We start from the raw sequence: 21,960 nt of genomic DNA on the forward strand, positions 1-21,960 counted from the left end.
GGGAGCCGCGTTGCCGGCGATCAATCTCAAGGCAACTCGATCCGTTCACTTTCCCCCGGTACCGTCGGCCAGTCTCCGGCCGCCCAGCGTGCCCGCGCCTGTTCGATCAATGCCGGGTCACTGGCAACGAAGTTCCAGTTCATCCGCCGTGGCCCGTCCAATGGCGCGCCACCGAACAGCACCAACTGGCTTTCGCTATCGGCATACAGGCTCATCTCCTCGCCGGGCGGCAAGATCACCAGGCTGCACGGCTCGACCGCCTGGTCGTTGAGGCTGACTTCGCCATCCAGTACATACAGCGCGCGCTCGGCGTGTTCGGTGGGCACCGTCAGGGTGGTGGCCGCCTGCATCTGCACCAGCGCATACAGGGTCGGTGACAGCACCGGCACCGGCGATTGCAGGCAGAAGCCGCTGCCGGCAATCATGCGAATGCTGACCCCGAGGTTGTCACTGACCGGCAGGCTCGCCGCCGGGTGATGGCTGTAGAGTCCCGGGCCTTGCTCGTGCGCCTTGGGCGAGGCCAGCCACACCTGCAAGCCGTGCAGGCGCGACGTGCTGGGCAGCAGATCGGCAGGCGTGCGCTCGACATGGGCAATCGCGCTGCCGGCGGTCATCCAGCTGACCTCGCCAGCCTTGACCCGTTGATCCGAGCCCAGACTGTCCTTGTGCTGGATCTCGCCCTCGAACAGGTAGGTGAGGGTCGACAGGCCGATATGCGGGTGCTGGCGGATGTTCATGCCACGGCCGGCCGGGTAGTCGGTCTCCAGCATATGGTCGAAGAACACGAATGGCCCGACGCTGCGGCATTGGGCCGAAGGCAGGGGGCGCAGGATAGGTTGGCCTTCGACCGATTCGGCGCGAGGGCGGATGACCAGGGGAAGGCTCACGGTGTGCTCCAGACCAAGGGGGACGTTTTTCTAGCATAACCTGCCGTGGCCCATATCGAGCGCATGCCCGCGCTATACCCGGGGTTGTGGCGGGCAAATAACAGCGCTGTCATCAGCCTGTCATGCCTGCGTCATAGCCTGCCGCCATCAACCTGATGGAGTTCACTATGTTTCCACGTCGTTTCAGCGCCCTGTGCGGGCTGTTGCTGGTCAGTGGCCTGGCCAGCGCCGAGGTTCGTCTCGAAGGGCCGGTCGAGTACGGTCTGTTTGAAACCCGCCACCAGAACTTCCAGCCGGGCGAGCGGGTGCTGACCCAGAGTAACCAGACGATTGAACAGACCGATGAGATCCCGGCGCGCCTGGGCAGCAAGTTCGGCATGCGCTATCGGCTGCAGGGCAAGGTCGCCGAAGACACGCCGCTGACCCTGCTGTACCTCACCCCGGGTGTGCGCACCCCGGATGGCAAGCGCCACGACAAGTTCGAAGTCGTGCAGAAGCTGGTGCCGGGCGCTGCCCAGGATGTGATGGCCTATGAGTTCACCGAAAACCACGAAATGGTGCCGGGGCAGTGGCATTTCATGGTCTTCCAGGGTGACCGGTTGCTCGCCGAGCAGCGCTTTACGGTGCGTTGAGTCAGGGCCACCGGGGCGTCGCGATCATAAGGCCTTTTGATATCACGTTTTCGTCTTACGCAAATTTTCGCCAGGCCGATACCGTCTAGAAGCAAGGACAGCTGCACTGTTGTGCAGCGCTTTTGGAGGGAGCCAGAAGATGAGCTTGAGAAGCATGAATATCGCGCCCAGGGCCGGCCTGGGTTTTGGCTTGGTGGCGGCGCTGGTGTTTGCCTTGGGCGCGTTTGCCCTGATGCAGATGACCAGCATGCGCCAGCAGTCCGAGCAGGTCGACAGCAACTGGTTGCCCAGCGTCATTTCGGTCGGCCAGATGACCCAGGACATGCTGCGCATCCGCGCCTTGACCCTGCGCCTGCTGGTCAATCGCGATGAGGCGGCGCTGGCGCAGAACAAGTCGCGCATCGAAGAGATCAAGGCGGGCCTGGGCAAGGCCCAGCAGAAGTACCAGGCGCTGATCGTGCTGCCTGAAGAGCAGGTCCTGTTCGACCGCTACCTGAGTCTGGAGCAGCGTTACCTCAAGCTGCAGGCGCAGGTGATGGAGCTGTCTGCCGAGCACCGGCTCGAAGAGGCGGTGGCCATGGTCAACGGTGAGATGAATCAGCTGGCCGACCAGTTGACGGCCAGCCTCAACGAGCTGATCGCGCTCAATAACCAGCATGCCAATACCGCGACCGACCTTGCCGAAGTCGTCTACAAGGAGGCGCGGATCTGGGTGATTGGCTGGCTGATTGCCGCCGTGGTGCTCACGGTGGTGCTGGCCCTGACCCTGACCCGCAGTATCGTCCGGCCGTTGGCGCAATCCCTGAAGGTTGCCGAAGTGGTGGCCACCGGCGACCTTACCCCGCAGATTTCGGTGCAGGGCAAGGATGAGCCGGCACGCTTGCTTGCAGCCTTGAAGCAGATGCAGCAAAGCCTGCGCGATACCATCGGGCGCATCTCCGACTCCTCCGGCCAGTTGGCCTCGGCCTCCGAGGAGCTCAGCGCGGTGACGGAAGATGCCACCCGTGGGCTGATGCAGCAAAGCCAGGAAATCGAGCAGGCGGCGACCGCGGTCAACCAGATGACCACCGCAGTGGAGGAGGTGGCGAGCAATGCCGTGGCCACTTCCGAAGCTTCGCGCGAGTCGGACCGCATTGCCCGTCAAGGACGCGAGCAGGTGCGCCTGACCGTGACGTCGATTGAGGGCCTGGCGGCCGGTGTTACCGCCAACGCCGAAGAGGTCGGGCAACTGGCGCAGCAGGTTAATGGCATCACCAAGGTGCTGGATGTGATCGGCGCGATTGCCGAGCAGACCAACCTGCTGGCCCTCAATGCTGCGATCGAAGCCGCACGGGCCGGTGATGCCGGGCGTGGTTTTGCTGTGGTGGCTGATGAAGTACGGGCACTGGCCCATCGCACCCAGCAATCCACCCGTGAAATCGAGCAGATGATCGATGGCATCCAGCAAGGCACCCATCGCGCCGTTGAGGGTATGCAGCAGACCAACGAACGGGCTCGCGGCACCCTGGAGGGCGCTCATGCTGCCGGTGCGGCGCTGGAGGAGATAGCCGCGGCCATCAGCCTGATCAACGAGCGCAACCTGGTGATTGCCAGTGCCTCGGAGCAGCAGGCACAGGTGGCGCGGGAGGTGGACCGCAACCTGACCAATATTCGCGACTTGGCCATGCAGACCTCGGCGGGGGCCAATCAGACCAACGCGGCGAGCCAGGCATTGTCGCAGCTGGCGATCGAACTCAATGGGTTGGTGGGGCGGTTTTCGGTGTAGGAGGGGCTGCTGTGCAGCCCATCGCTGGCAAGCCAGCTCCCACAAGGGCTAGCGCCTGCAGTAACTGTGGGCGCCGGGCTTGGCGGTGATGGGGCGCGCAGCGGCCCTGGATGGCACAAACAAAAACGCCCCGACGAGTCGGGGCGTTCGAACATAAGGGGGGCTAGCCCTTATTTGCCTGCCCAGCGCTTGAGCACCAGGGTGGCGTTGGTGCCGCCGAAACCGAAGCTGTTGCTCATCACGGTATCGATCTTGGCATTTTCCTGAGTCTTGGTCAGGATCGGCATGTCGGCTACTTCCGGGTCCACTTCGTCGATGTTGGCGGAGCCGGCAATGAAGTTGCCTTCCATCATCAGCATGCAGTAGATCGCTTCGTGAACGCCGGCAGCGCCCAGGGAGTGACCGGACAGGCTCTTGGTCGAGCTGATGGCTGGAGCCTTGTCGCCGAATACTTCGCGAACGCCCTTGATCTCGGCAACGTCGCCGACCGGCGTCGAGGTGCCGTGGGTGTTCAGGTAGTCGATCGGGGTGTCGACAGTGGACATGGCCATCTGCATGCAGCGGATGGCGCCTTCGCCACTTGGAGCGACCATGTCGTAGCCGTCGGAAGTGGCGCCGTAGCCGACGATTTCGGCGTAGATCTTGGCGCCACGGGCCAGGGCGTGCTCCAGCTCTTCAACCACGACCATACCGCCACCGCCAGCGATGACGAAGCCATCACGGTCAGCGTCGTAGGCACGGGAGGCTTTTTCCGGGGTGTCGTTGCGCTTGCTGGACAGTGCGCCCATGGCGTCGAACAGGAACGACTGGCTCCAGTGCTCTTCTTCACCGCCACCGGCGAAGACGATGTCCTGCTTGCCCATCTGGATCTGTTCCATGGCGGTACCGATGCAGTGAGCACTGGTGGCGCAGGCGGAAGCGATGGAGTAGTTCAGGCCCTTGATCTTGAACGGGGTGGCCAGGCACGCCGAGACGGTGCTGCTCATGGTCCGGGTGACGCGGTAGGGGCCAACGCGCTTGACGCCTTTTTCACGCAGGATGTCCAGCGCTTCCATCTGGTTCAGGGTCGACGCGCCGCCTGAGCCTGCGATCAGGCCAGTACGCGGGTTGGAGACCTGCTCTTCGGTCAGGTCCGAGTCCTTGATCGCGTCGGCCATCGCCAGGTAGGCATAGGCGGCGGCGTGACCGACGAAACGGAAGACTTTACGGTCGATCAGTTCTTCGAGGTTGAGGTCGATGGAGCCGGAAACCTGGCTACGCAGACCCATTTCGGCATATTCCGGGTTGAATCGGATGCCAGGGCGGCTTGCACGCAGGTTGGCGGAGACGGTCTCTTTGTCATTGCCCAGGCACGAAACAATGCCCAGACCAGTGATAACGACGCGGCGCATGCGGATAACCCTTAGAAGTTGTCAGTGGAGGTGAATACGCCGACCCGGAGGCCGTCGGCGGTGTAGATCTCGCGACCGTCGACGCTGACCGAACCATCGGCGATGGCCATGTTCAGCTTGCCTTTGAGGACGCGCTTGATATGAATGTTGTAGGTGACTTTCTGGGCGGTCGGTAGGACCTGGCCGAAGAATTTCACTTCGCCCGAACCCAGGGCACGACCACGGCCCGGCAAGCCTTGCCAGCCGAGGAAGAAACCGACCAGTTGCCACATGGCGTCCAGGCCCAGGCAGCCTGGCATCACCGGATCACCTTCGAAGTGGCAGGCGAAGAACCACAGGTCCGGGGTGATATCCAGCTCGGCGACCAATTCACCTTTGCCGTACTTGCCACCCTCGGCGCTGATATGGGTGATGCGATCCACCATCAGCATGTTCGGGGCGGGCAGTTGCGCGTTACCTGGGCCGAACAGCTCACCGCGACTGCAGCGCAGCAGGTCTTCCCGAGTAAAGGCGTTTTGTTTGGTCATGCGAGCTCCTCAATAGTCCCCGTGCGGCAGGGGGCAAATCTTCCCGGCCGTCCCAAAACATGTACGTTTGAGCCGGCAGCCTACACATAGACTATTGCGTTGTAGTGAAAGTCACAGCGCACGGGGCAAAGAAGTACACTTGTGCACTGAAATTTTATTTTCAAGCCCTTCGCGGCGCTTGTCCAGTCTCTAAGACTGCCGCAATTTAGCATTTATCGCCAGTCACAGCTGTCTGACCGGGCAGCCAGCGTTGCAGAATTTGCTGCAGATCAGTGCGTTTGAACGGCTTGGCCAGGTAGTCGTTCATGCCCGCGTTCAGGCAACGCTCGCGGTCACCCTGCAAGGCGTTGGCGGTCAGGGCGATAATCGGCATGGCGGCGGCCTGCGGCAGCTGGCGAATGCGCCGGGTGGCTTCGTAGCCATCGATGATCGGCAGGCGGCAGTCCATCAGTGCCGCGGCAAAGCGCTGGCGCCCGGCCTGGGCCACGGCCTGGGCGCCGTCGACGGCGACGCACACCTCAAAGCCCAGGCTGCGCAACATGGCTTCGATCACTGTCTGGTTCACCGGGTTGTCTTCGACCAGCAAGATGCGCCGGCCCTGGCCGTCGTCTTCGGCACGGGTCAGGCCACCGGGCAGGCGTGGCGTTTGCGCGGTGGACAAGGCCAGGGGCATTTCCAGGGTAAAGATCGAACCCAGGCCTTCACGGCTTTCGCCGCGCAGGGTACCGCCCATCCGTTCGGTCAGGGTGCGGGCGATCGACAGGCCCAGGCCGGTGCCGCCATAGCGGCGGGAAATCGAACTGTCGGCCTGCTGGAATGCCACGAACATCATTTCCAGGCGCGTGTTGTCGATGCCGATACCGGTGTCGCGTACCGCACAGGTGAACCAGATCAGCTGGCGGTCGAGCACCTGCCAGCGTGGTTCGATGTGCACACTGCCGTGTTCGGTGAACTTCAGTGCATTGCCGATCAGGTTGAGCAGCACCTGGCGAATGCGGGTCGGGTCGCCGACTACCTGCAGTTGCTCCATGCCCGGCGGCAGGTGCAACTGCAGGTCCAGCTCGCGCTGCTGGGCCAGGTGCTGGAACGACTGGACGCTGCTGCCGATCAGCTCGCCGAGGTTGAAGTCGATGTGTTCCAGCTCCAGAGCGGTACGTTCGATGCGCGAGAAATCAAGAATGTCGTTGATGACCTTGAGCAGGTGCCCGGTGGATTCGCTGGCCACGGCGGTGTATTCGGCCTGCTCTTCGTTGAGCGAGGTTGTTTCCAGAAGTTGCAGCATGCCCATGACGCCGTTCATCGGCGTACGCAGCTCGTGGCTCATCATCGCCAGGAAATCAGATTTGGCCTTGTTTGCCTGTTCGGCTTCCTCGCGGGCCTGGATCAGTTGCGACATGGCTTGTTGCTGTTCATGGCTGGCCTTGCCCAGCGCACTGGCAAGGTTGTTGATGTGCCGGGCCAGGTGCCCCAGTTCACTGTCATCGACCACCGGCAACGGCGCATTGAAATCGCCTTGCTGGATGGCCTTGACCGCATGGCCCATATCGCTGATCGGCTTGGCCAGGCTCAGGGCCAGGCGCCGGGCAAGTATGAAGGTGAACAGCAGGGCGAACAGGGCGAGGATCCCGGCCTTGACCACGATCTCCTGTTGCCGCTCGCTGAAGGCGTCGTCCGACATGCCGACGATGACCCTTCCGAGGTAGTCATCGCCGATGTTCTTGGTTGGCGCGTTATTGTGCAGAAAGTCGTTGTCCAGGCGAATCTGCTGCAGGCGGATCGGTGCCTGGAACACTTCCACCTGCTGCGCACGGTTGCTGCTCTCATCCGGCTGCTCGACATAGACGAGAATATGGTTGCTACTGTCCTGCACCTCGAGAAAGCGCACGTGGGGGATGCTCAAGGTAGCGCGCATGAGGCTCTCGAGCACTTCGTTGTTGCCGGCGATCACCCCGTATTCGGAGGCCGGGGCCAGTTGGTTGGCGATCAGTTGGCCGGTGTGGTTGAGCTCCTGGCGCAGGTCCTGGATGCGCACGAAGGTAAAGAAACTGATCAACAGCAGGGTCAGCAACAGGGCCGGGCCGAGGCTGATGATCTGCGTGCGGGTGTGAATGTCCCAGCTCAGGCGCCGACTCATGGTGTGCTTTCTCCTTCGGCCACGGCCAGGGCGGCGGCGGCCGGGTCAATCGCTTCGATGCCCAGGGCGCGGGCCACCTGCTGGTTGCCCAGGACGCTGAAATGATCAGGGTAGAGCGTTCGCGGCCAGCGGTTGGGTGGTTGCTCGAGCAGCCGATCGAGCACCGCCAGCCAGTCGTCCTGGTCACTCAGGGTGCTGGCCAGGGCACCGGCCTTGACGAACCCGGCATTCGGCCCGATCAACGCCATCTGTCGACCATAACTGCTGAGCAGAACATTCTTCGCCGACTTTGAGTTGTACAACTGCGGGTCATCGATGCCCAGCAGTACATCGCTGTTTTGCAGCAGGGTTTGCAATGGCCGGCTGTCGCGCAGGTCGGGCCAGGCTTCGGCGATGATTTCCAGGCCCAACGGGCGCGCCGCCTTGCGCAGCTCGTCGAGGAGAAACTGGCTATGTTCGGTATAGAGCACGCCCACCCGTTTGGCCTGTGGCAACAGGTAGCGGGTCAGGCGCAGCTGGCGGGCCGGGGGTGGGTCGCTCCACAGCAGGCTCAGGTACGCCGGGCGCAGGCTGCCCAGGCGTTGCTGGGCCTGCACCCGGCTCACGCGCAAGGCCAGCGCCGCAGGCCCGGCGGTTTCGCTCAGGCGCCATTCGAGGCTGGGGCCATCAAGCAGGATCAAGCGGGTGGCGGCTTTGATCTGGCTGGGGCGTGGCAGCTCGGCCACTGGCACGAAGTGCACCTGGTCAGCCGGGCGGCGTTCGCGTAACGCCTCGACGAAGCTGCGCACGCCGGGGCTGTCCTGGCTACCGGTGAGCAGGATTTCACTGGCGGACAGGGCACTCAGGGGCCACAGGCAGATCAGCAGCAGCCAGCGCCGCAGGTAACGCATCAGAACTCCAACTGCGCACTGAAAGACAGCACCTGGCGGCTGTCATAACGGTTGTCGTAGATGGTCGTCGGCTCGTCGTCCAGGCGCTGCTGGAGCATGCCCGCCAGCTCCAGGCTGGTGCGCTCCCAGCGCAGGCGCTTGGCAACGCGCAGATCAACCCGTTCGAAGCGGTACTGGTTGAGGGCGTCATCGCCGTAGTAGAAAAGAGCACTGGACCAACCCATGCCCCAGTCACGCAGCCAGCCGGCCGAGCCGCTGTTGCGCGCACTCAGGCGGCGGTCGGCCGGGTTGCTGGCCCAGGCGTCGACGTAGGCGTAGGTCAGGCGCACACGGTCGGCCTGGCTCAGGCGCCAGTCCAGTTGCGCTTCGCTGCCACTGAAGCGGGCCCTGTTGCTGTTGCTGGCAATGTACTGGTTGTTGCGCAGCGGCTCGCTGATCATGCCGGTGATTTCATCGTAGAACAGCTTGAGGTCGACGCTCAGGTCGGCATCGGCGAAGTATCCGTTATAGCCCAGTTCCCGCGAGCGCATACGCTCCTGTTCAAGATCGCCGGGGCCGCGGGTCTTGACGAAGTACTCGGCGTTGCGCTGGCCGAAGGCGCCGGGTACCAGGTTGTTGACCCGATAACTCCAGTTGACGTTGTTCTCGAACATGTCCGGCGAGCGCACGGCTTCGGAGTACACCGCACGCAAGCCGTGGCGCGGGGTGATCAGGTAGTTGAGCGCCATCCGCGGGGTCAGGGAGCTGCCGGACAGGCGGGTATCTTCGTACATCGCCCCGCCCTGGAGGATCCAGTGCTCGTCGGCGCGCCATTCCAGGTGGCCAAACAGGCGCCAGGTGCTGTCATCCAGGCTGCCATTGAAGTAAGTCTGCGAGTCGGCGCGGTCGTACCGGTAGTTGGCCCCGCTGACCAGGCGCAGGCTGTCGGACAGGCTCAGGGTGTCCTGCACCTCCAGGTCATAGCGGGTCTCGCGGGTGCTCTGGTCGATATCGCCGCATACTTGTTGCGCGCCGCCATTGCGCCACTGCTGCTGCACCTGTTCGGCCAGGGCGCGCTCCTCGGCGCTGCCTGCAGGCAGTGGCGAGGTGATGTTGCGGGCCACCTGCTCTGCGTAGTTCGGGTTCAGGCGCCAGAGCTGGGTCAGTTGCGGGCTGAAGGACAGCGCCGCGTCACAGGCACGCCACACTTGCTCGCGCTCCCAGTGCTGGGCCGAGCCCTGCACATAGAGGCTGTGGTCGGGGTTGAAGTCGATGTTCCAGCGCAGCGAACCGGCATAGTCCTTGGCGTTGAGGTCGGCGTTGTTGCCTGCCGCAGTGACATAGGGAAACACCGGTTTATAGGTATAGGGCCGTTGATCGCTGCCTTCCTTGGCCGAGAATTGCCAGTCCAGGCTCTGGTTGCTGGCCAGGCTGTGGCTGGCACTCAAACCCAGACGGTTGAGGCGGCGGCTGTCGCGGTAGTCCTGGCCCCAGCGGTTTTCGTCGAAGCCATCGTCTTGCATCCCCGAGAGCGACAGGCGCAGGTCGCCACCGTCCCAGTCCAGGCCCTGGCTTGCGTACCAGTCATTGATGCCGCGCTGGCCGCGGGTGACTTTCAGGCGCGTGCCATGGCTGTCGGCCGGGTTGCGGGTAAGGATGTTGACCACCGCCATCAGCGCATTGGCGCCATAGCTGACGGTGTTGGGGCCACGAAACACCTCGATGCGCTCGATGTCTTCCATCGCCAGCGGAATGTCGCTCCAGTCCACGGTGGCCAGGCCTGCGCGGTACACCGAGCGGCCGTCGATCAGTACCTGCATGCGCCGGGCATCGTTGACGTTGCTGCCGTGGTAGTTGACCGTCGGCTGGTTGCCGGCGCCATAGCCGATCATCATGCCTGGCACCAGGCGCAGCAGTTCGGGAATGTCGCGGGCGCCGCTGGCGCGAATCAGCTCGCTGTCGAGCACGGTCATGCTGCCCGGCACCGCCGCTGGCGATTGCTTGAGGCGGGTGGCGGTGAGCACCTGTGGCAGGGCCTGGCTGTCGACGAACAGGTCGTCAGCCATACTGGGGCCGCTGAGCAGGGCTGTCAGCAGCAACAAAGGGCGTGTGGAGGTCGGGCCAAAAGACACAGTGCGGCCTTGGTAGCGGGTTCAAGTCGGGCATGTTAACCGAGTGACGGGTATTTTCCAGTCGTGCTCAAGGCGATGCCAAGGCCGATTCGGTCATCTGCCACTGGCTCTGGCACTGGCGCTCCGTATAATGCGCAAGTCGCCACTTTAATTGGTTTTAACGGATTGGATATGACTGAACAGCAGCCTGTTGCAGTTCTGGGAGGCGGGAGTTTCGGCACCGCCGTGGCGAATCTACTGGCGGAAAACGGCGTTCGGGTGCGGCAATGGATGCGCGACCCCGAGCAGGCCGAGGCCATGCGCAGCAACCGCGAGAACCCGCGCTACCTCAAAGGCATCAAGCTGCATGCCGGGGTTGAGCCGGTCAACGATCTGCTGGCGACCCTCGAGGCCTGCGAGCTGATCTTCGTGGCCTTGCCTTCCAGTGCCCTGCGCAGCGTGCTGGCGCCCCATGCCCAGCTGTTGGGCGGCAAGATGCTGGTCAGCCTGACCAAGGGCATCGAGGCGCAGAGCTTCAAGCTGATGAGCCAGATCCTCGAAGAAATCGCGCCTCAAGCGCGCATCGGCGTGCTGTCGGGGCCGAACCTGGCCCGCGAAGTGGCTGAACACGCATTGACCGCCACCGTGGTTGCCAGTGAAGACGAAGCGCTGTGCCAGCGCGTTCAGGCCGTGTTGCACGGGCGCACCTTTCGCGTTTACGCCAGCGGCGACCGCTTTGGCGTCGAACTGGGCGGGGCGCTGAAGAACGTCTACGCGATCATCGCCGGCATGGCCGTGGCCCTGGGCATGGGCGAAAACACCAAGAGCATGCTGATCACCCGCGCCCTGGCCGAGATGACCCGCTTTGCCGTCAGCCAAGGGGCCAACCCGATGACCTTTCTGGGCCTGGCCGGCGTCGGCGACCTGATCGTCACCTGCTCCTCGCCCAAGAGCCGTAACTATCAAGTTGGCTACGCCCTGGGCCAGGGCCTGAGCCTGGATGAGGCGGTCAGCCGCCTGGGCGAAGTCGCCGAAGGGGTGAACACGCTCAAGGTGCTCAAGGTCAAAGCCCAGCAAGTGCAGGTCTACATGCCCCTGGTGGCCGGGCTGCATGCGATCCTGTTCGAAGGCCGGACCCTGACCCAGGTGATCGAGCTGCTGATGCGCGGCGAGCCGAAAACCGATGTCGACTTTATCTCCACCAGCGGTTTCAACTAAGCAGGAGCAGGACATGAACGAATCTTCCAACCAGACCCAGCGCGAATCGATCATCTTGCGCGTGTTGTGGATGCTGGTGTTCCTGGTGGTCTGGCAGCTGGCCGAACTGTTGCTCGGCGGCCTGGTGCTGGTGCAACTGATCTATCGGCTGATCTACGGCGCACCGAGCGCCAGCCTGATGAATTTCGGCGACAGCCTCAGCCAGTTCCTGGCCCAGATCGGCCGCTTCGGCAGCTTCCACAGCGACCAGAAACCCTGGCCATTCGCCGATTGGCCAACCCCGCGCGCGCCGGAAGGCGAAGCCGCGCACAGCGTGCCGCCTGCGCCGCATCCGGTGCGTGACGAAGAGCCAAAGCTGTGAAGCTCTGGGTCTTGCGTCACGGCGAAGCCGAGCCACGGGCCCACACCGACGCCGAGCGTCGGCTCACCGCCCATGGCCGCGAGCAGGTGCTGCGCAGCGCGGCGGTGCTGCTTGGCCAGCCGCCGCAGGTGATCCTCGCCAGCCCCTACGTGCGCGCCCAACAGACGGCCGCGCTGGTCCACGAGGCCCTCGGTTTTGCCAAGCCGGTGCAGACCGTGCCTTGGCTGACGCCGGACAGCGATCCGCAAGCGGTCATCGCCGAGCTGGACAAGCTGGGCCTGGAGGAGGTGCTGCTGGTCAGTCACCAGCCGCTGGTGGGCACGCTTGTGGGGCTGCTGGAGCACGGCCATTACCGCACCCCGGCGCCCATGAGTACCGCCAGCCTGGCACAGCTTGAAGGCGACTGGCCGCTGGCCGGGCTGATGACCCTCAAGAGTCTCAAGCACCCGTGAGTCACCCTCAATAACAAGCACAACAAGGAATTGCGCCCATGAGCCTGTGGCATACCCAGCCTGACATCGAACAACTCAACGCCTTGCAGAAGAACACCATTGGCGAAGTGCTGGACATCCGTTTTGAAGCATTCAGCGAAGACTCGCTGAGCGCCAGCATCGTCGTCGATCACCGTACCCACCAGCCGTTCGGCCTGCTGCACGGCGGCGCTTCGGTGGTGCTGGCCGAAACGGTCGGTTCGATGGCCAGCTGCCTGTGCATCGACCCGCAGAAATTCTACTGCGTGGGCCTGGAAATCAACGCCAACCACCTGCGCGGGATCCGTGGCGGGCGGGTAACGGCGACGGCCAAACCGGTACACATCGGCCGCAGTACCCACGTCTGGGATATTCGCCTGAGCAGCGACGAGGGCAAGGCCAGCTGCATTTCACGCTTGACCATGGCCGTGATTCCTCTCGGCCAGGACGTCCCCAGCCGCTGATCGACCTGGCATTTTTACCAGTTGTCGTGTCCCGTGCAGCTTGTTAGCGTGCGTTGAAGTTGCGGGGCAGGGGGTCCCAGGGAATTCGACTATGAGCAGTAGACATCTGGATCTGGTGTACTCGGTCGACGTGCGGTCCACGCTCGACAAGGTACAAAGGCATCAGGCACTGGATTTTGCCGAGTACCGCATCTTGCAAGACAGCGCCGATGCCAAGCTCGACTACCTGTTGCGCAAGTTCGAAGGCCAGTACGAGTTGGAACAGCTGCGCCAGGCCAGTATCCGCATGTCGCACCTGTTGCAGACCAGTTGCCTGGCCCTGCGCCGACTCGAACTCGATGTCGAAGACAGACGTCGCGCCCGCGAAGCGCTGGAGCAGCAATTGGCTTATATGCAGGCTTGCCTGCGCCGCTCGATGGCCAGTTTCGGCGAGTATTGACCTGATTGCCGTCGCCGATGGCTTTTCCGGACATTGCCGCCGCGGGTGCGGTTGCCGACAATGAGCCATCACTTCCCTCTGGATTGGCGGCCATGTCGCAGCAGATCTTCTTCGCCCATGCCAATGGCTTCCCCTCGGCCACCTACGGCAAGCTCTTTGCTGCGCTGGCGCCGGACTATCAGGTGACCCACCTGGCCCAACACGCCCACGATCCGCGCTTTCCGGTCAATGACAACTGGCAGAGCCTGGTCGACGAGCTGATCCATCACCTGGAACAACAGCCGGGGCCGGTCTGGGGCGTCGGCCATTCCCTGGGCGGCATGTTGCACCTGCATGCCGCCATGCGCTGCCCGCAGTACTATCGCGGCGTGGTGATGCTCGATTCGCCGGTGTTGACCCGGGTCGATCAGTGGCTGATCCAGGCGGCCAAGCGCATGGGCTTTATCGATCGCATTACCCCGGCCGGGCGTACCCTGGGGCGCCGCGAAGCGTTTGCCGACCGTGACAGCGCCCGGGCCTATTTCGCCGGCAAGACGCTGTTCCGGCATTTCGACCCCGAGTGCCTCGACGCCTACCTGGAGCATGGCCTGCAGCCGGGCGGAGACGGTTTGCGCCTGCGCTTTGATCCGGCCACCGAAATCAGCATCTACCGCAGCCTGCCGCACACCAGCCCGAGCCCGGCCAAACTGCTTGAACTGCCCCTGGCCATGGTCCGTGGCAGCCACAGCCGGGTGGTCAAACGCCATCATGCCCTGGCTGTACGGGGCATGCCCCGGGGGGAGTACCATAGCCTGCCCGGCGGGCATATGTTTCCGCTGGAGCACCCAACCGACACCGCGAGCCTGATCAAGGGCTTGTTCGACCGCTGGCAGGATACGTCGGCATGACCACCGAAATGGAAGAAGTGCGCCTGAACCTCGGCCATATCGAACTGGCCGCGCACCTGTTCGGCCCGGTCGATGGCCTGCCGGTGATTGCCTTGCACGGCTGGCTGGACAACGCCAACAGCTTTGCCCGCCTGGCGCCGCGGCTCAAGGGCTTGCGCATTCTGGCCCTGGACCTGGCTGGCCACGGCCATTCCGAGCATCGCCCGGCCGGCGCCGGCTATGCCCTGGCCGACTACGCCCATGATGTGCTGCGGGTCGCCGAGCAGATGGAGTGGGAACGTTTTGCCCTGCTCGGACACTCGCTGGGGGCGATCATCTCGGTCGTGCTGGCCGGCGCGCTGCCCGAGCGGGTCACCCGACTGGCCCTGATCGACGGGGTGATCCCGCCCACCAGCGGCCCGCAGGATGCCGCCGAGCGCATGGGCATGGCCCTGCAGGCGCAACTGCGCCTGGACAGCAAGCGCAAGGCGGTGCACCCGACCCTCGACCAGGCCATCGAGGCGCGCATGAAAGGCCTGGTGGCGGTCAGCCGCGAAGCCGCCGAACTGCTCGCCCAGCGCGGGCTGATGCCGGTACCCGGTGGCTTCAGCTGGCGCAGCGACAGCCGTCTGACCCTGCCATCACCGACTCGGCTCAACGAAGCCCAGGCGATGAGCTTCGTGCAGCGCATCGCCTGCCCGGCGAAACTGGTGGTGGCCGCGGACGGTATGCTCGCGCGCCACGGCGAGTTGCTTGAGCAGCTACCCTTTGAGCGAGAACAACTGCCGGGCGGCCATCACCTGCACCTGAATGACGAGACCGGCGCAACCCTTGTTGCAGACTGTTTCAATCGCTTCTTTGGCATTTCTTGACTTGTGGCGGGCAACTGTCGAGGCTTGGCGGGTTGAACAGGGAGACAACCATGAACGAGCAAGACAACGCCACATCCGTTGACCACCTTGACGCCCCGCGCTCGGTGGCGAGCCTATGAGGCTCATACTTTTCATCCAGGCCGCGATGGCCGGGCTCGGCGTTCTTGCCAGCGCGCCGTTGCTGGCCGACAGCTTGCCGGTCCCGCTGGACGCCAAGGTGGTCGATCAGCGCCCGGCGCTGGTACAGGAACGGGTCTACCCGCTGGGTGGCCTGCGCAAGATCAGCAACCAGTTGCGGGTCGAAGGCAAGATCGAAAGCCGCGGCCAGGTCAGCTCGACCACCTATGAGCTGCCGCGCGAGCGCAGCGCCAATGAAGCCTTCACCGCCGCCCGGGAAGCCTTGCAAAAGGACGGTGGCTACCCGTTGTTCTGGTGTCAGGCCCGCGATTGCGGCGAAAACAGCCTGTGGGCCAACGAGGTGTTCAAGAACCGCCTACTGTCGGGCGCCGACGAGCAACAGGCGTTCATTCTGCTGCGCCGCTCCGCCGAGCAGAACAACACCCTGGTCGCCCTGTACAGCATCACTCGCGGTAACAAGCGCGCCTACCTGCACGTCGAGGAATTCGTCGCCGACGCGCCTTTGGGCGAGCTGCTGCCAACGCCGGCAACCTTGATGCGCGAACTGCTCGACACCGGCAAGCTCGACTACCCTGACCTTGATGGCGAGCCACCAGAAGCCTGGATCAACCTGCTCGGGCGCAGCCTGAACAACAGCACCACCTTGCGCGTGAGCCTGAGCGGGGCCAAGGCCGAAGCCTGGCGCGAGCAACTGGTCAAGGCCGGGGTACGTCCGGCGCGGCTGGAAGTGGGTCAGGCCGAGACTGATGGTTTCCACGTCGAACTGATTCGTTGATCGAGAAGCATGATGCCCAATAATGACCGCCTGTTGGTGCAAATCATCCTGCTGGCGCTGCTTGGCGCCGGCCTGTGGGTGATGGCACCGTTTATCTCGGCGCTGCTCTGGGGCGCCATCCTGGCCTATGCCAGCTGGCCGCTGATGCGCCTGTTGACCCGCCTGCTCGGCGGCCGCGAAACCCTGGCGGCAGGCTTGCTGACCAGTTTGTGGATCCTGCTGGTGGCGTTGCCGCTGGTGTGGCTGGGCTTCAACCTGGCCGATCACATTCGTGATGCCACCGCCTTCGTACGCGACGTGCAGGTCGACGGCCTGCCCGATGCGCCCGTTTGGCTGGGTAGCGTGCCGTTCGTGGGCGGGCGTCTGGTCGGCATGTGGGACACCATCGACCAGCAGGGCGCGGCGTTACTGACGGCGATCAAGCCGTACCTCGGCCAGGTCGGCAACTGGCTGCTGGCGCGCAGCGCGCAGATCGGCAGCGGCATTCTCGAGCTGACCCTGAGCCTGGTCTTCGTGTTCTTCTTCTACCGGGACGGGCCACGGCTGGCGGCGTTTGTGCTGCGCCTGCTGGACCGGCTGATCGGCGAGCGTGGTGAGTATTACCTGGACCTGGTCGCCGGCACAGTGCAACGGGTCGTCAACGGTGTGATTGGTACGGCAGCGGCGCAGGCCGTGCTGGCGCTGATCGGCTTCCTGATTGCCGGGGTACCGGGGGCACTGGTGCTGGCAATCGTCACCTTCATGCTCAGCCTGATCCCCATGGGCCCACCGCTGGCCTGGGTGCCGGCCACCGCCTGGCTGGCCTGGCAGGGTGAGTACGGCATGGCGGTGTTCCTCGGCCTCTGGGGGACTTTCATCATCAGCGGCGTCGACAACGTGCTCAAACCCTACCTGATCAGCCGTGGCGGCAACCTGCCGCTGGTGATCGTCCTGCTCGGGGTGTTTGGCGGCCTGCTGGCCTTCGGCTTTATCGGCCTGTTCATCGGCCCGACCTTGCTGGCGGTGGCCTACAGCCTGTTGCTGGACTGGTCGCGCAGCGGGCCGGTGGCGCCGCCGCGTACCTGATTGGCGGGTTTAGAGCTGCGGGGCGGTGTTCTTGACCACCGCCAGCTCCGGGTGGGCGACCAGCTTGTCGATGTGCAGCTCGTCGTTGTTCATCCAGGTCTCGGTCAGCACCCGGTAGTGCTCCATGTCACGGCAGCGCATGCGCAGGCTGTAATCGAAGTGGCCACTGATCAGCTGGCAGTCGAACACCTGCGGACAGGCGCGCACGCAGGCCTCAAAAGCCTTTTGCGCGGCGCGCCCGCTCTGGTTGGAGAGGGCCACCAGCACCAGCAGTGACAACCCCGGCGAGACCATCTGCACATCGATGATTGCGCCATAGCCGCGAATCACCCCGCGCCGTTCCAGCTTGCGCACCCGTTCCAGGCACGGGCGTGGGGTGAGGTGCACCAGCGATGAGAGCTTTTCATAGGTGATGCGCCCGTTATGGCGCAAGACATCGATGATCGCTTCGTCGATCCGGTCCAGGGGCGGCGTGGTCTGTGGGCTGTTGACCTTGGTATCCATGCAGGTTCGGCTTCACTTCAAACGGTTGGAAAGAAATTGCTGCAGGCGCTCGCTCTGCGGCTGGTCAAGTATCTCGGCGCTTCCCTGTTCCTCGACCCGGCCCTGATGCAGGAACAGCACCTGGCTCGACACCTGACGGGCAAAGCCCATCTCGTGGGTGACCATGAGCATGGTACGACCTTCCTCGGCCAGCGTCTGTATGACTTTCAGCACTTCGCCGACCAGCTCCGGGTCCAGGGCCGAGGTCGGTTCATCGAAGAGGATGATTTCCGGCTCCATGGCCAGCGCCCGGGCAATCGCCACCCGCTGTTGCTGGCCGCCGGAAAGAAACGCCGGGTACTGGTCGGCGGCGCGGGCCGGCAGACCGACCTTGTCCAGGTACTTGCGCGCCCGGGCTTCGGCTTCCTGGCTACTGACCCCGAGCACCCGCCGCGGTGCCATGCAGATGTTCTCCAGCACGGTCATGTGGCTCCACAGGTTGAAATGCTGGAAGACCATGGCCAGGCGCGTGCGCAGGTTCTGCAGCTGCGCCGGGTGCGGCGCCCGGGCACCGGCCCGGCCCTGGCGCATTTCGATCGTTTGGTTGTCGAGGGTGATGACCCCGGCATCGGGCTGCTCGAGAAAGTTGATGCAGCGCAGCATGGTGCTCTTGCCCGAGCCGCTGGCGCCGATCAGGCTGATCACGTCGCCTTTGCGCGCCTGCAGCGAGACGCCCTTGAGCACTTCATGCTCACCATAGCGCTTGTGCAGGTCGGCGACGCTCAGCTTGACCGTGGCATCGGCGCCAATGCTGGCAATGCGCGGGGTGGGGCGGCTGCTGTGGGTGTGCTCGGCGGTCGCCAGGGCGTGTACGGTAGTGGTCATGAGTTAGCCTCGGGCAGGAACAAGAAAGCCCATCCAGCGTCGCTCGGCCAGGCGAAACAGCCCGACCAGCGCGAAGGACAGCAACATGTACAGCAGCGCCGCCGTTCCGAAGGCCTGGAAGGTCAGGAAGGTGGCGGCGTTGGCATCGCGGGCGACCTTGAGGATGTCGGCGATGGTGGCGGTGAAGGCCAGCGAGGTGGCGTGCAGCATCAGGATCAGTTCGTTGCTGTAGGCCGGCAGCGAACGCCGCAGGGCCGCTGGCAGCACCACGAACAGGTTCAGCTTCCAGCCATGCAGGCCATAGGCCTGGGCCGCTTCGATCTCGCCATGGGGGATGTTGCGAATCGCCCCGGCGAAAATTTCCACGGTATAGGCGCAGGTGTTGAGCACGAAGGCCAGCAGGGTGCAGTTCAGCGCGTTGCGAAAGAACTGGTCGAGCAGGGCGTGATCGCGCACCACCTCCAGCCCGTACAGGCCGGTGTAGCAGATCAGCAACTGGATATACAGCGGCGTGCCGCGGAACACGAAGGTGTAGAACTCCACCGGCCAGCGCAGCCACAGGCTGCGCGACACCCGCGCCAGGGCCAGCGGCAACGACAGGAAAAAGCCCAGGACCATGGTGATGACGAACAGCCACAGGGTCATGGCCAGCCCGGACATCCCGGCGCCATCGTTGTAGAGGTAGGCCTGGCCGTATTGCTCAAAGAGTTCGATCATCGTGCCAGCCCCTTGATGCCGGTGTTGTAACGCCGCTCCAGGTGCTTGAACAAGCGGTTGGAGAGGGTGGTGATCAGCAGGTACACAAGCCCGGCGATGATCAGAAAGTACAGGGTGTTGTTGGTGGACTTGCCGGCGTTCTGCGCAGCCTTGACCAAGTCGGCCAGGCCAATGATCGACACCAGCGCGGTGGACTTGAGCAGCACCAGCCAGTTGTTGCCAAGGCCCGGCAGGGCGAAGCGCATCAGTTGCGGGAACAGCACCAGGCGAAAGCGTTGCGCGGTGCTCAAGCCGTAGGCCGTGGCGGCCTCCAGTTGTCCGGCTGGGACGCTGAGGATCGCGCCGCGAAAGTTCTCGGTGAAGTAGGCACCATAGATAAAGCCCAGGGTGATGACCCCGGCAGTAAACGGATCGATCTCGAAGTAGTCCCAGCCGAGCAGGTCGGTCAGGTCGTTGAGCCACAGTTGCAGGGTGTAGAAGATCAGCAGGATCAGCACCAGGTCCGGCACGCTGCGAATCAGGGTGGTGTACAGGGTTGCCGGCACCCGCAGCAACGTGTGCCGCGAGAGCTTGGCGCTGGCGCCGAACAGGCCCAGGGCCAGGCTCAGGGCTAGCGACAGCAGCGCCAGTTTCAGGGTCATCCAGGTCCCTTGCAGCAACAGTGGGCCGAAGCCCTGCAAGCTCAGGGCCTGCCAGCCATGGGAGTGAAGGAAGTCGTTCACGGGAAAAATCTCGGTAGGACGCAGGGCAAATGCGACCGTGATCAGCTCAGGGCGAACTGATCACGACGGCACGGCTTACTCGTTGTAGATATCCAGGTCGCCGACGTACTTCTTCTGGATTTCGGCGAAAGTGCCATCGGCGTGCACCGCGGCGATACCTTTGTCGAGCAGGGCCTTGAGCTCGCTGTCGTTCTTGCGCAGGCCCATGGCGATATCCAGTGGCAGGGTCGGGTCCTTGATCGCCGGGCCGCTCTTGAAGTCGGCGCCTTCGGGCTTGGTGAGGAAGTTCAGCTGTGCTTCGAGCTTGTCGGTCAGGGTGGCATCGAGGCGGCCGTTGATCAGGTCGGCGTAGTTCTGGTCCTGGGACTGGTAGGCCTTGACCTGGGCCCCCAGCGGCGCCAGCCTGGCGCGGGCGTAGGCTTCCTGCAGCGAGCCTTGCAGTACGCCGACCTGCTTGCCCTTGAGCGATTCTGGGGTGTCGCCGAAATCGGCGTTCTTGCGCACGATGACCGAGGTCGGGCTGAGGAACAGCCGGGCGCTGAAGTCGATCTGTTTCTGCCGCGCCGGCGTCACCGCCATCGACGACATGATCGCGTCGAACTTGCGTGCCCGCAGGGCCGGGATCATGCCGTCGAATTCATTGTGCACCCAGGTGCACTTGACCTGCAGCTTGGCGCAGATGGCGTTGCCCAGCTCGATGTCGAAGCCTTGCAGGCTGCCATCGGCGGCAACGGATTCAAAAGGAGGGTATTCGGGGTAGACGCCGAAACGGATCTCGGTCCATTCCTTGGCCTGCACCGCACTTGCGCACAGTGGCAGGAGCAGCACGCTGAGGAGCTTTCGCAGCGAAGTCATATGAGTATCCCTGAGTTTTATAGTTGATGTAGGGCAGTGGTGCGCTTCTGGTCTTTTAGTGACTCTCGGGTCGGGCTCAGAATGCGCGATGACGACGTTTTTTTTGTGTCGTTTGCGCCGGCGTCGGCTGCCGGATTTTGCTGTTAACGCGTGTATTGCAGCCGAATCGGCTGAAGCACCTCCTGTTTAGGCTTCGCATGCAGCAGTTTCCGATCTGCCGCGCCGTAGCGCAGCAGAATCGGTCGGCCTCAGGCGCGTTTTTTCTGCAGGTTTTCAACCGGTGCGCGCAGCAGCGCGAACAGGTCTTTGGGGTCCTTGAGTTCCGGCACCAGGGCGATCTCGCTGCCGATGTCCAGCGCCTTGGCCACATCCAGCACATAACGCAGCGCCGAGTAATCTTCGAGGGCGAAGCCGACCGAGTCGAACAGGGTCACTTGCTCGGCGTTCTCGCGGCCGGCCACCTGGCCGTTGACTACCTGCCAGAACTCGGTGGTCGGCGAGTCGGCGGGCATTTGCTGGATTTCGCCTTCGATGCGGCTTTGCGGTTCGTACTCGACGATCACCCGCGCGCGTTCGACGATTTCGCGGTGCAGCTCGGTCTTGCCCGGGCAGTCGCCACCGACGGCATTGAGGTGCATGCCCGGCTCGATCATGTCCGGGGTGAGGATGGTGGCGTAGGCCTTGTCGGCGGTCACCGTGGTGACGATGTCGGCACCGCGCACCGCGTCGGCGACGGAGCCGGCGACGCTCACCTTGATTGCCGGGAAGGCGCTGAGGTTGGCCACCAGCTTGGCACTGGCTTGTGGGTCCAGGTCGTACAGGCGGATGTCGTCGATGCCTAGCAGGGCGTGGAAGGCCAGGGCCTGGAACTCGCTTTGCGAGCCGTTGCCGATCAGCGCCATGCTGCGGCTGTCCTTGCGCGCCAGGTAGCGGGCGGCCAGGGCCGAAGTGGCGGCGGTACGGATGGCGGTGGTCAGGGTCATTTCGCTGAGCAGTACCGGCGCGCCGGTATCGACGTCGCCCAGAGCGCCGAAGGCCATCACCGTGAGCATGCCGTGCTGGGTGTTTTTCGGGTGGCCGTTGACGTACTTGAAGGCGTACAGGTTGGCGTCGGACACCGGCATCAGCTCGATCACGCCATCGGGTGAATGGTTGGCCAGGCGTGCGCATTTTTCGAAGTCGTGCCAGCGCAGGTAGTCCTCACGGATGTACTCGGCCATCTCGCTGATGCAGGTGCTCAGGCCTTTGCGGACCACCAGGCGGCTGAGGTCGGTAACGTCGATATAGCGGGTCATGATGAACTCCTTTGTTGTA

Annotated in this window: 23 protein-coding genes; 11 read left to right on the plus strand and 12 right to left on the minus strand. The window is 63.8% G+C overall.

The window, feature by feature from the left end; genetic code table 11:
* Positions 1-26: 26 nt before the first annotated feature.
* Positions 27-887, minus strand: a complete 861-nt coding sequence (locus KHO53_RS19030; protein ID WP_010224661.1) for a pirin family protein — start codon at positions 885-887, stop codon at positions 27-29.
* A gap of 167 nt (positions 888-1,054) precedes the next feature.
* Between KHO53_RS19030 and KHO53_RS19035 the strand changes: the two genes are divergently transcribed.
* Together KHO53_RS19035 and KHO53_RS19040 are read left to right on the plus strand one after the other, a co-directional pair.
* Positions 1,055-1,519, plus strand: a complete 465-nt coding sequence (locus KHO53_RS19035) for a DUF3859 domain-containing protein (RefSeq protein WP_010224660.1) — start codon at positions 1,055-1,057, stop codon at positions 1,517-1,519.
* A 139-nt stretch (positions 1,520-1,658) separates the two neighbouring features.
* Positions 1,659-3,284, plus strand: a complete 1,626-nt coding sequence (locus KHO53_RS19040; protein WP_213570661.1) for a methyl-accepting chemotaxis protein — start codon at positions 1,659-1,661, stop codon at positions 3,282-3,284.
* Between the two features lie 170 nt (positions 3,285-3,454).
* Here KHO53_RS19040 and fabB read toward each other — a convergent pair whose 3' ends face one another.
* The 5 genes from fabB to KHO53_RS19065 all read right to left on the minus strand — a co-directional run bounded on the left by fabB (position 3,455) and on the right by KHO53_RS19065 (position 10,337).
* Complete coding sequence (gene fabB, locus KHO53_RS19045) at positions 3,455-4,675, minus strand: beta-ketoacyl-ACP synthase I (protein WP_213570662.1); 1,221 nt, start codon at positions 4,673-4,675, stop codon at positions 3,455-3,457.
* 11 nt (positions 4,676-4,686) lie between these two features.
* Complete coding sequence (fabA, locus tag KHO53_RS19050) at positions 4,687-5,202, minus strand: 3-hydroxyacyl-[acyl-carrier-protein] dehydratase FabA (RefSeq protein WP_010224657.1); 516 nt, start codon at positions 5,200-5,202, stop codon at positions 4,687-4,689.
* A gap of 205 nt (positions 5,203-5,407) precedes the next feature.
* Positions 5,408-7,336 (minus strand): response regulator, encoded by a 1,929-nt coding sequence (locus tag KHO53_RS19055; RefSeq protein WP_159388308.1) that lies wholly within the window; start codon positions 7,334-7,336, stop codon positions 5,408-5,410.
* A complete protein-coding gene (locus KHO53_RS19060; RefSeq protein ID WP_213570663.1) occupies positions 7,333-8,226 on the minus strand; it encodes an ABC transporter substrate-binding protein in 894 nt (297 codons plus the stop codon). The genes KHO53_RS19055 and KHO53_RS19060 overlap by 4 nt, the downstream gene beginning before the upstream one ends.
* Positions 8,226-10,337: a TonB-dependent receptor domain-containing protein gene (locus KHO53_RS19065; protein ID WP_213570664.1), complete on the minus strand. Its 2,112-nt coding sequence runs from the start codon at positions 10,335-10,337 to the stop codon at positions 8,226-8,228. The genes KHO53_RS19060 and KHO53_RS19065 overlap by 1 nt, the downstream gene beginning before the upstream one ends.
* A gap of 171 nt (positions 10,338-10,508) precedes the next feature.
* On the opposite strand from KHO53_RS19065, the gene KHO53_RS19070 reads away from it, so the two are divergent.
* The 9 genes from KHO53_RS19070 to KHO53_RS19110 all read left to right on the plus strand — a co-directional run bounded on the left by KHO53_RS19070 (position 10,509) and on the right by KHO53_RS19110 (position 16,984).
* Positions 10,509-11,534, plus strand: coding sequence for an NAD(P)H-dependent glycerol-3-phosphate dehydrogenase (locus KHO53_RS19070; RefSeq protein ID WP_010224649.1), 1,026 nt, complete (start codon positions 10,509-10,511; stop codon positions 11,532-11,534).
* 13 nt (positions 11,535-11,547) lie between these two features.
* Entirely contained in the window at positions 11,548-11,895 is a 348-nt protein-coding gene (locus KHO53_RS19075) for a DUF4389 domain-containing protein (RefSeq protein ID WP_010224647.1), read from the plus strand.
* A complete protein-coding gene (gene sixA / locus KHO53_RS19080) occupies positions 11,892-12,347 on the plus strand; it encodes a phosphohistidine phosphatase SixA (RefSeq protein WP_010224645.1) in 456 nt (151 codons plus the stop codon). Before KHO53_RS19075 ends, sixA begins: the two co-directional genes overlap by 4 nt.
* A 38-nt stretch (positions 12,348-12,385) precedes the next feature.
* The gene (locus tag KHO53_RS19085; protein ID WP_010224643.1) at positions 12,386-12,829 is read left to right on the plus strand and encodes a hotdog fold thioesterase; all 444 of its coding nucleotides are present in this window, start codon (positions 12,386-12,388) and stop codon (positions 12,827-12,829) included.
* 91 nt (positions 12,830-12,920) lie between these two features.
* Entirely contained in the window at positions 12,921-13,268 is a 348-nt protein-coding gene (locus tag KHO53_RS19090; RefSeq protein WP_036994412.1) for a hypothetical protein, read from the plus strand.
* A 92-nt stretch (positions 13,269-13,360) separates the two neighbouring features.
* The gene (locus tag KHO53_RS19095; RefSeq protein WP_213570665.1) at positions 13,361-14,155 is read left to right on the plus strand and encodes an alpha/beta hydrolase; all 795 of its coding nucleotides are present in this window, start codon (positions 13,361-13,363) and stop codon (positions 14,153-14,155) included.
* On the plus strand, positions 14,152-15,006 hold the full coding sequence (locus KHO53_RS19100) for an alpha/beta hydrolase (protein ID WP_036994415.1): 855 nt from the start codon (positions 14,152-14,154) through the stop codon (positions 15,004-15,006). Before KHO53_RS19095 ends, KHO53_RS19100 begins: the two co-directional genes overlap by 4 nt.
* A 115-nt stretch (positions 15,007-15,121) precedes the next feature.
* Entirely contained in the window at positions 15,122-15,919 is a 798-nt protein-coding gene (locus KHO53_RS19105; protein ID WP_026001403.1) for a DUF4892 domain-containing protein, read from the plus strand.
* A gap of 12 nt (positions 15,920-15,931) precedes the next feature.
* Positions 15,932-16,984: an AI-2E family transporter gene (locus KHO53_RS19110; protein WP_010224634.1), complete on the plus strand. Its 1,053-nt coding sequence runs from the start codon at positions 15,932-15,934 to the stop codon at positions 16,982-16,984.
* A gap of 9 nt (positions 16,985-16,993) precedes the next feature.
* Here the strand turns inward: KHO53_RS19110 and KHO53_RS19115 are convergent, their stop codons facing one another.
* From KHO53_RS19115 to ocd, 6 genes are all read right to left on the minus strand, one after another.
* Complete coding sequence (locus KHO53_RS19115; RefSeq protein ID WP_010224632.1) at positions 16,994-17,488, minus strand: Lrp/AsnC family transcriptional regulator; 495 nt, start codon at positions 17,486-17,488, stop codon at positions 16,994-16,996.
* A gap of 12 nt (positions 17,489-17,500) precedes the next feature.
* Entirely contained in the window at positions 17,501-18,352 is an 852-nt protein-coding gene (locus tag KHO53_RS19120) for an ABC transporter ATP-binding protein (RefSeq protein ID WP_010224631.1), read from the minus strand.
* Between the two features lie 3 nt (positions 18,353-18,355).
* A complete protein-coding gene (locus KHO53_RS19125; RefSeq protein ID WP_010224630.1) occupies positions 18,356-19,069 on the minus strand; it encodes an ABC transporter permease in 714 nt (237 codons plus the stop codon).
* Positions 19,066-19,791, minus strand: coding sequence for an ABC transporter permease (locus KHO53_RS19130; protein WP_010224629.1), 726 nt, complete (start codon positions 19,789-19,791; stop codon positions 19,066-19,068). Before KHO53_RS19130 ends, KHO53_RS19125 begins: the two co-directional genes overlap by 4 nt.
* Before the next feature lie 75 nt (positions 19,792-19,866).
* Positions 19,867-20,646, minus strand: coding sequence for an ABC transporter substrate-binding protein (locus KHO53_RS19135; RefSeq protein ID WP_213570666.1), 780 nt, complete (start codon positions 20,644-20,646; stop codon positions 19,867-19,869).
* A gap of 248 nt (positions 20,647-20,894) precedes the next feature.
* The gene (gene ocd, locus KHO53_RS19140) at positions 20,895-21,941 is read right to left on the minus strand and encodes an ornithine cyclodeaminase (RefSeq protein ID WP_213570667.1); all 1,047 of its coding nucleotides are present in this window, start codon (positions 21,939-21,941) and stop codon (positions 20,895-20,897) included.
* Positions 21,942-21,960 lie beyond the last annotated feature (19 nt).

Origin of the sequence: Pseudomonas sp. RC2C2 (assembly GCF_018390435.1) — a bacterium.
Classification (GTDB): Bacteria; Pseudomonadota; Gammaproteobacteria; order Pseudomonadales; family Pseudomonadaceae; genus Aquipseudomonas; species Aquipseudomonas donghuensis.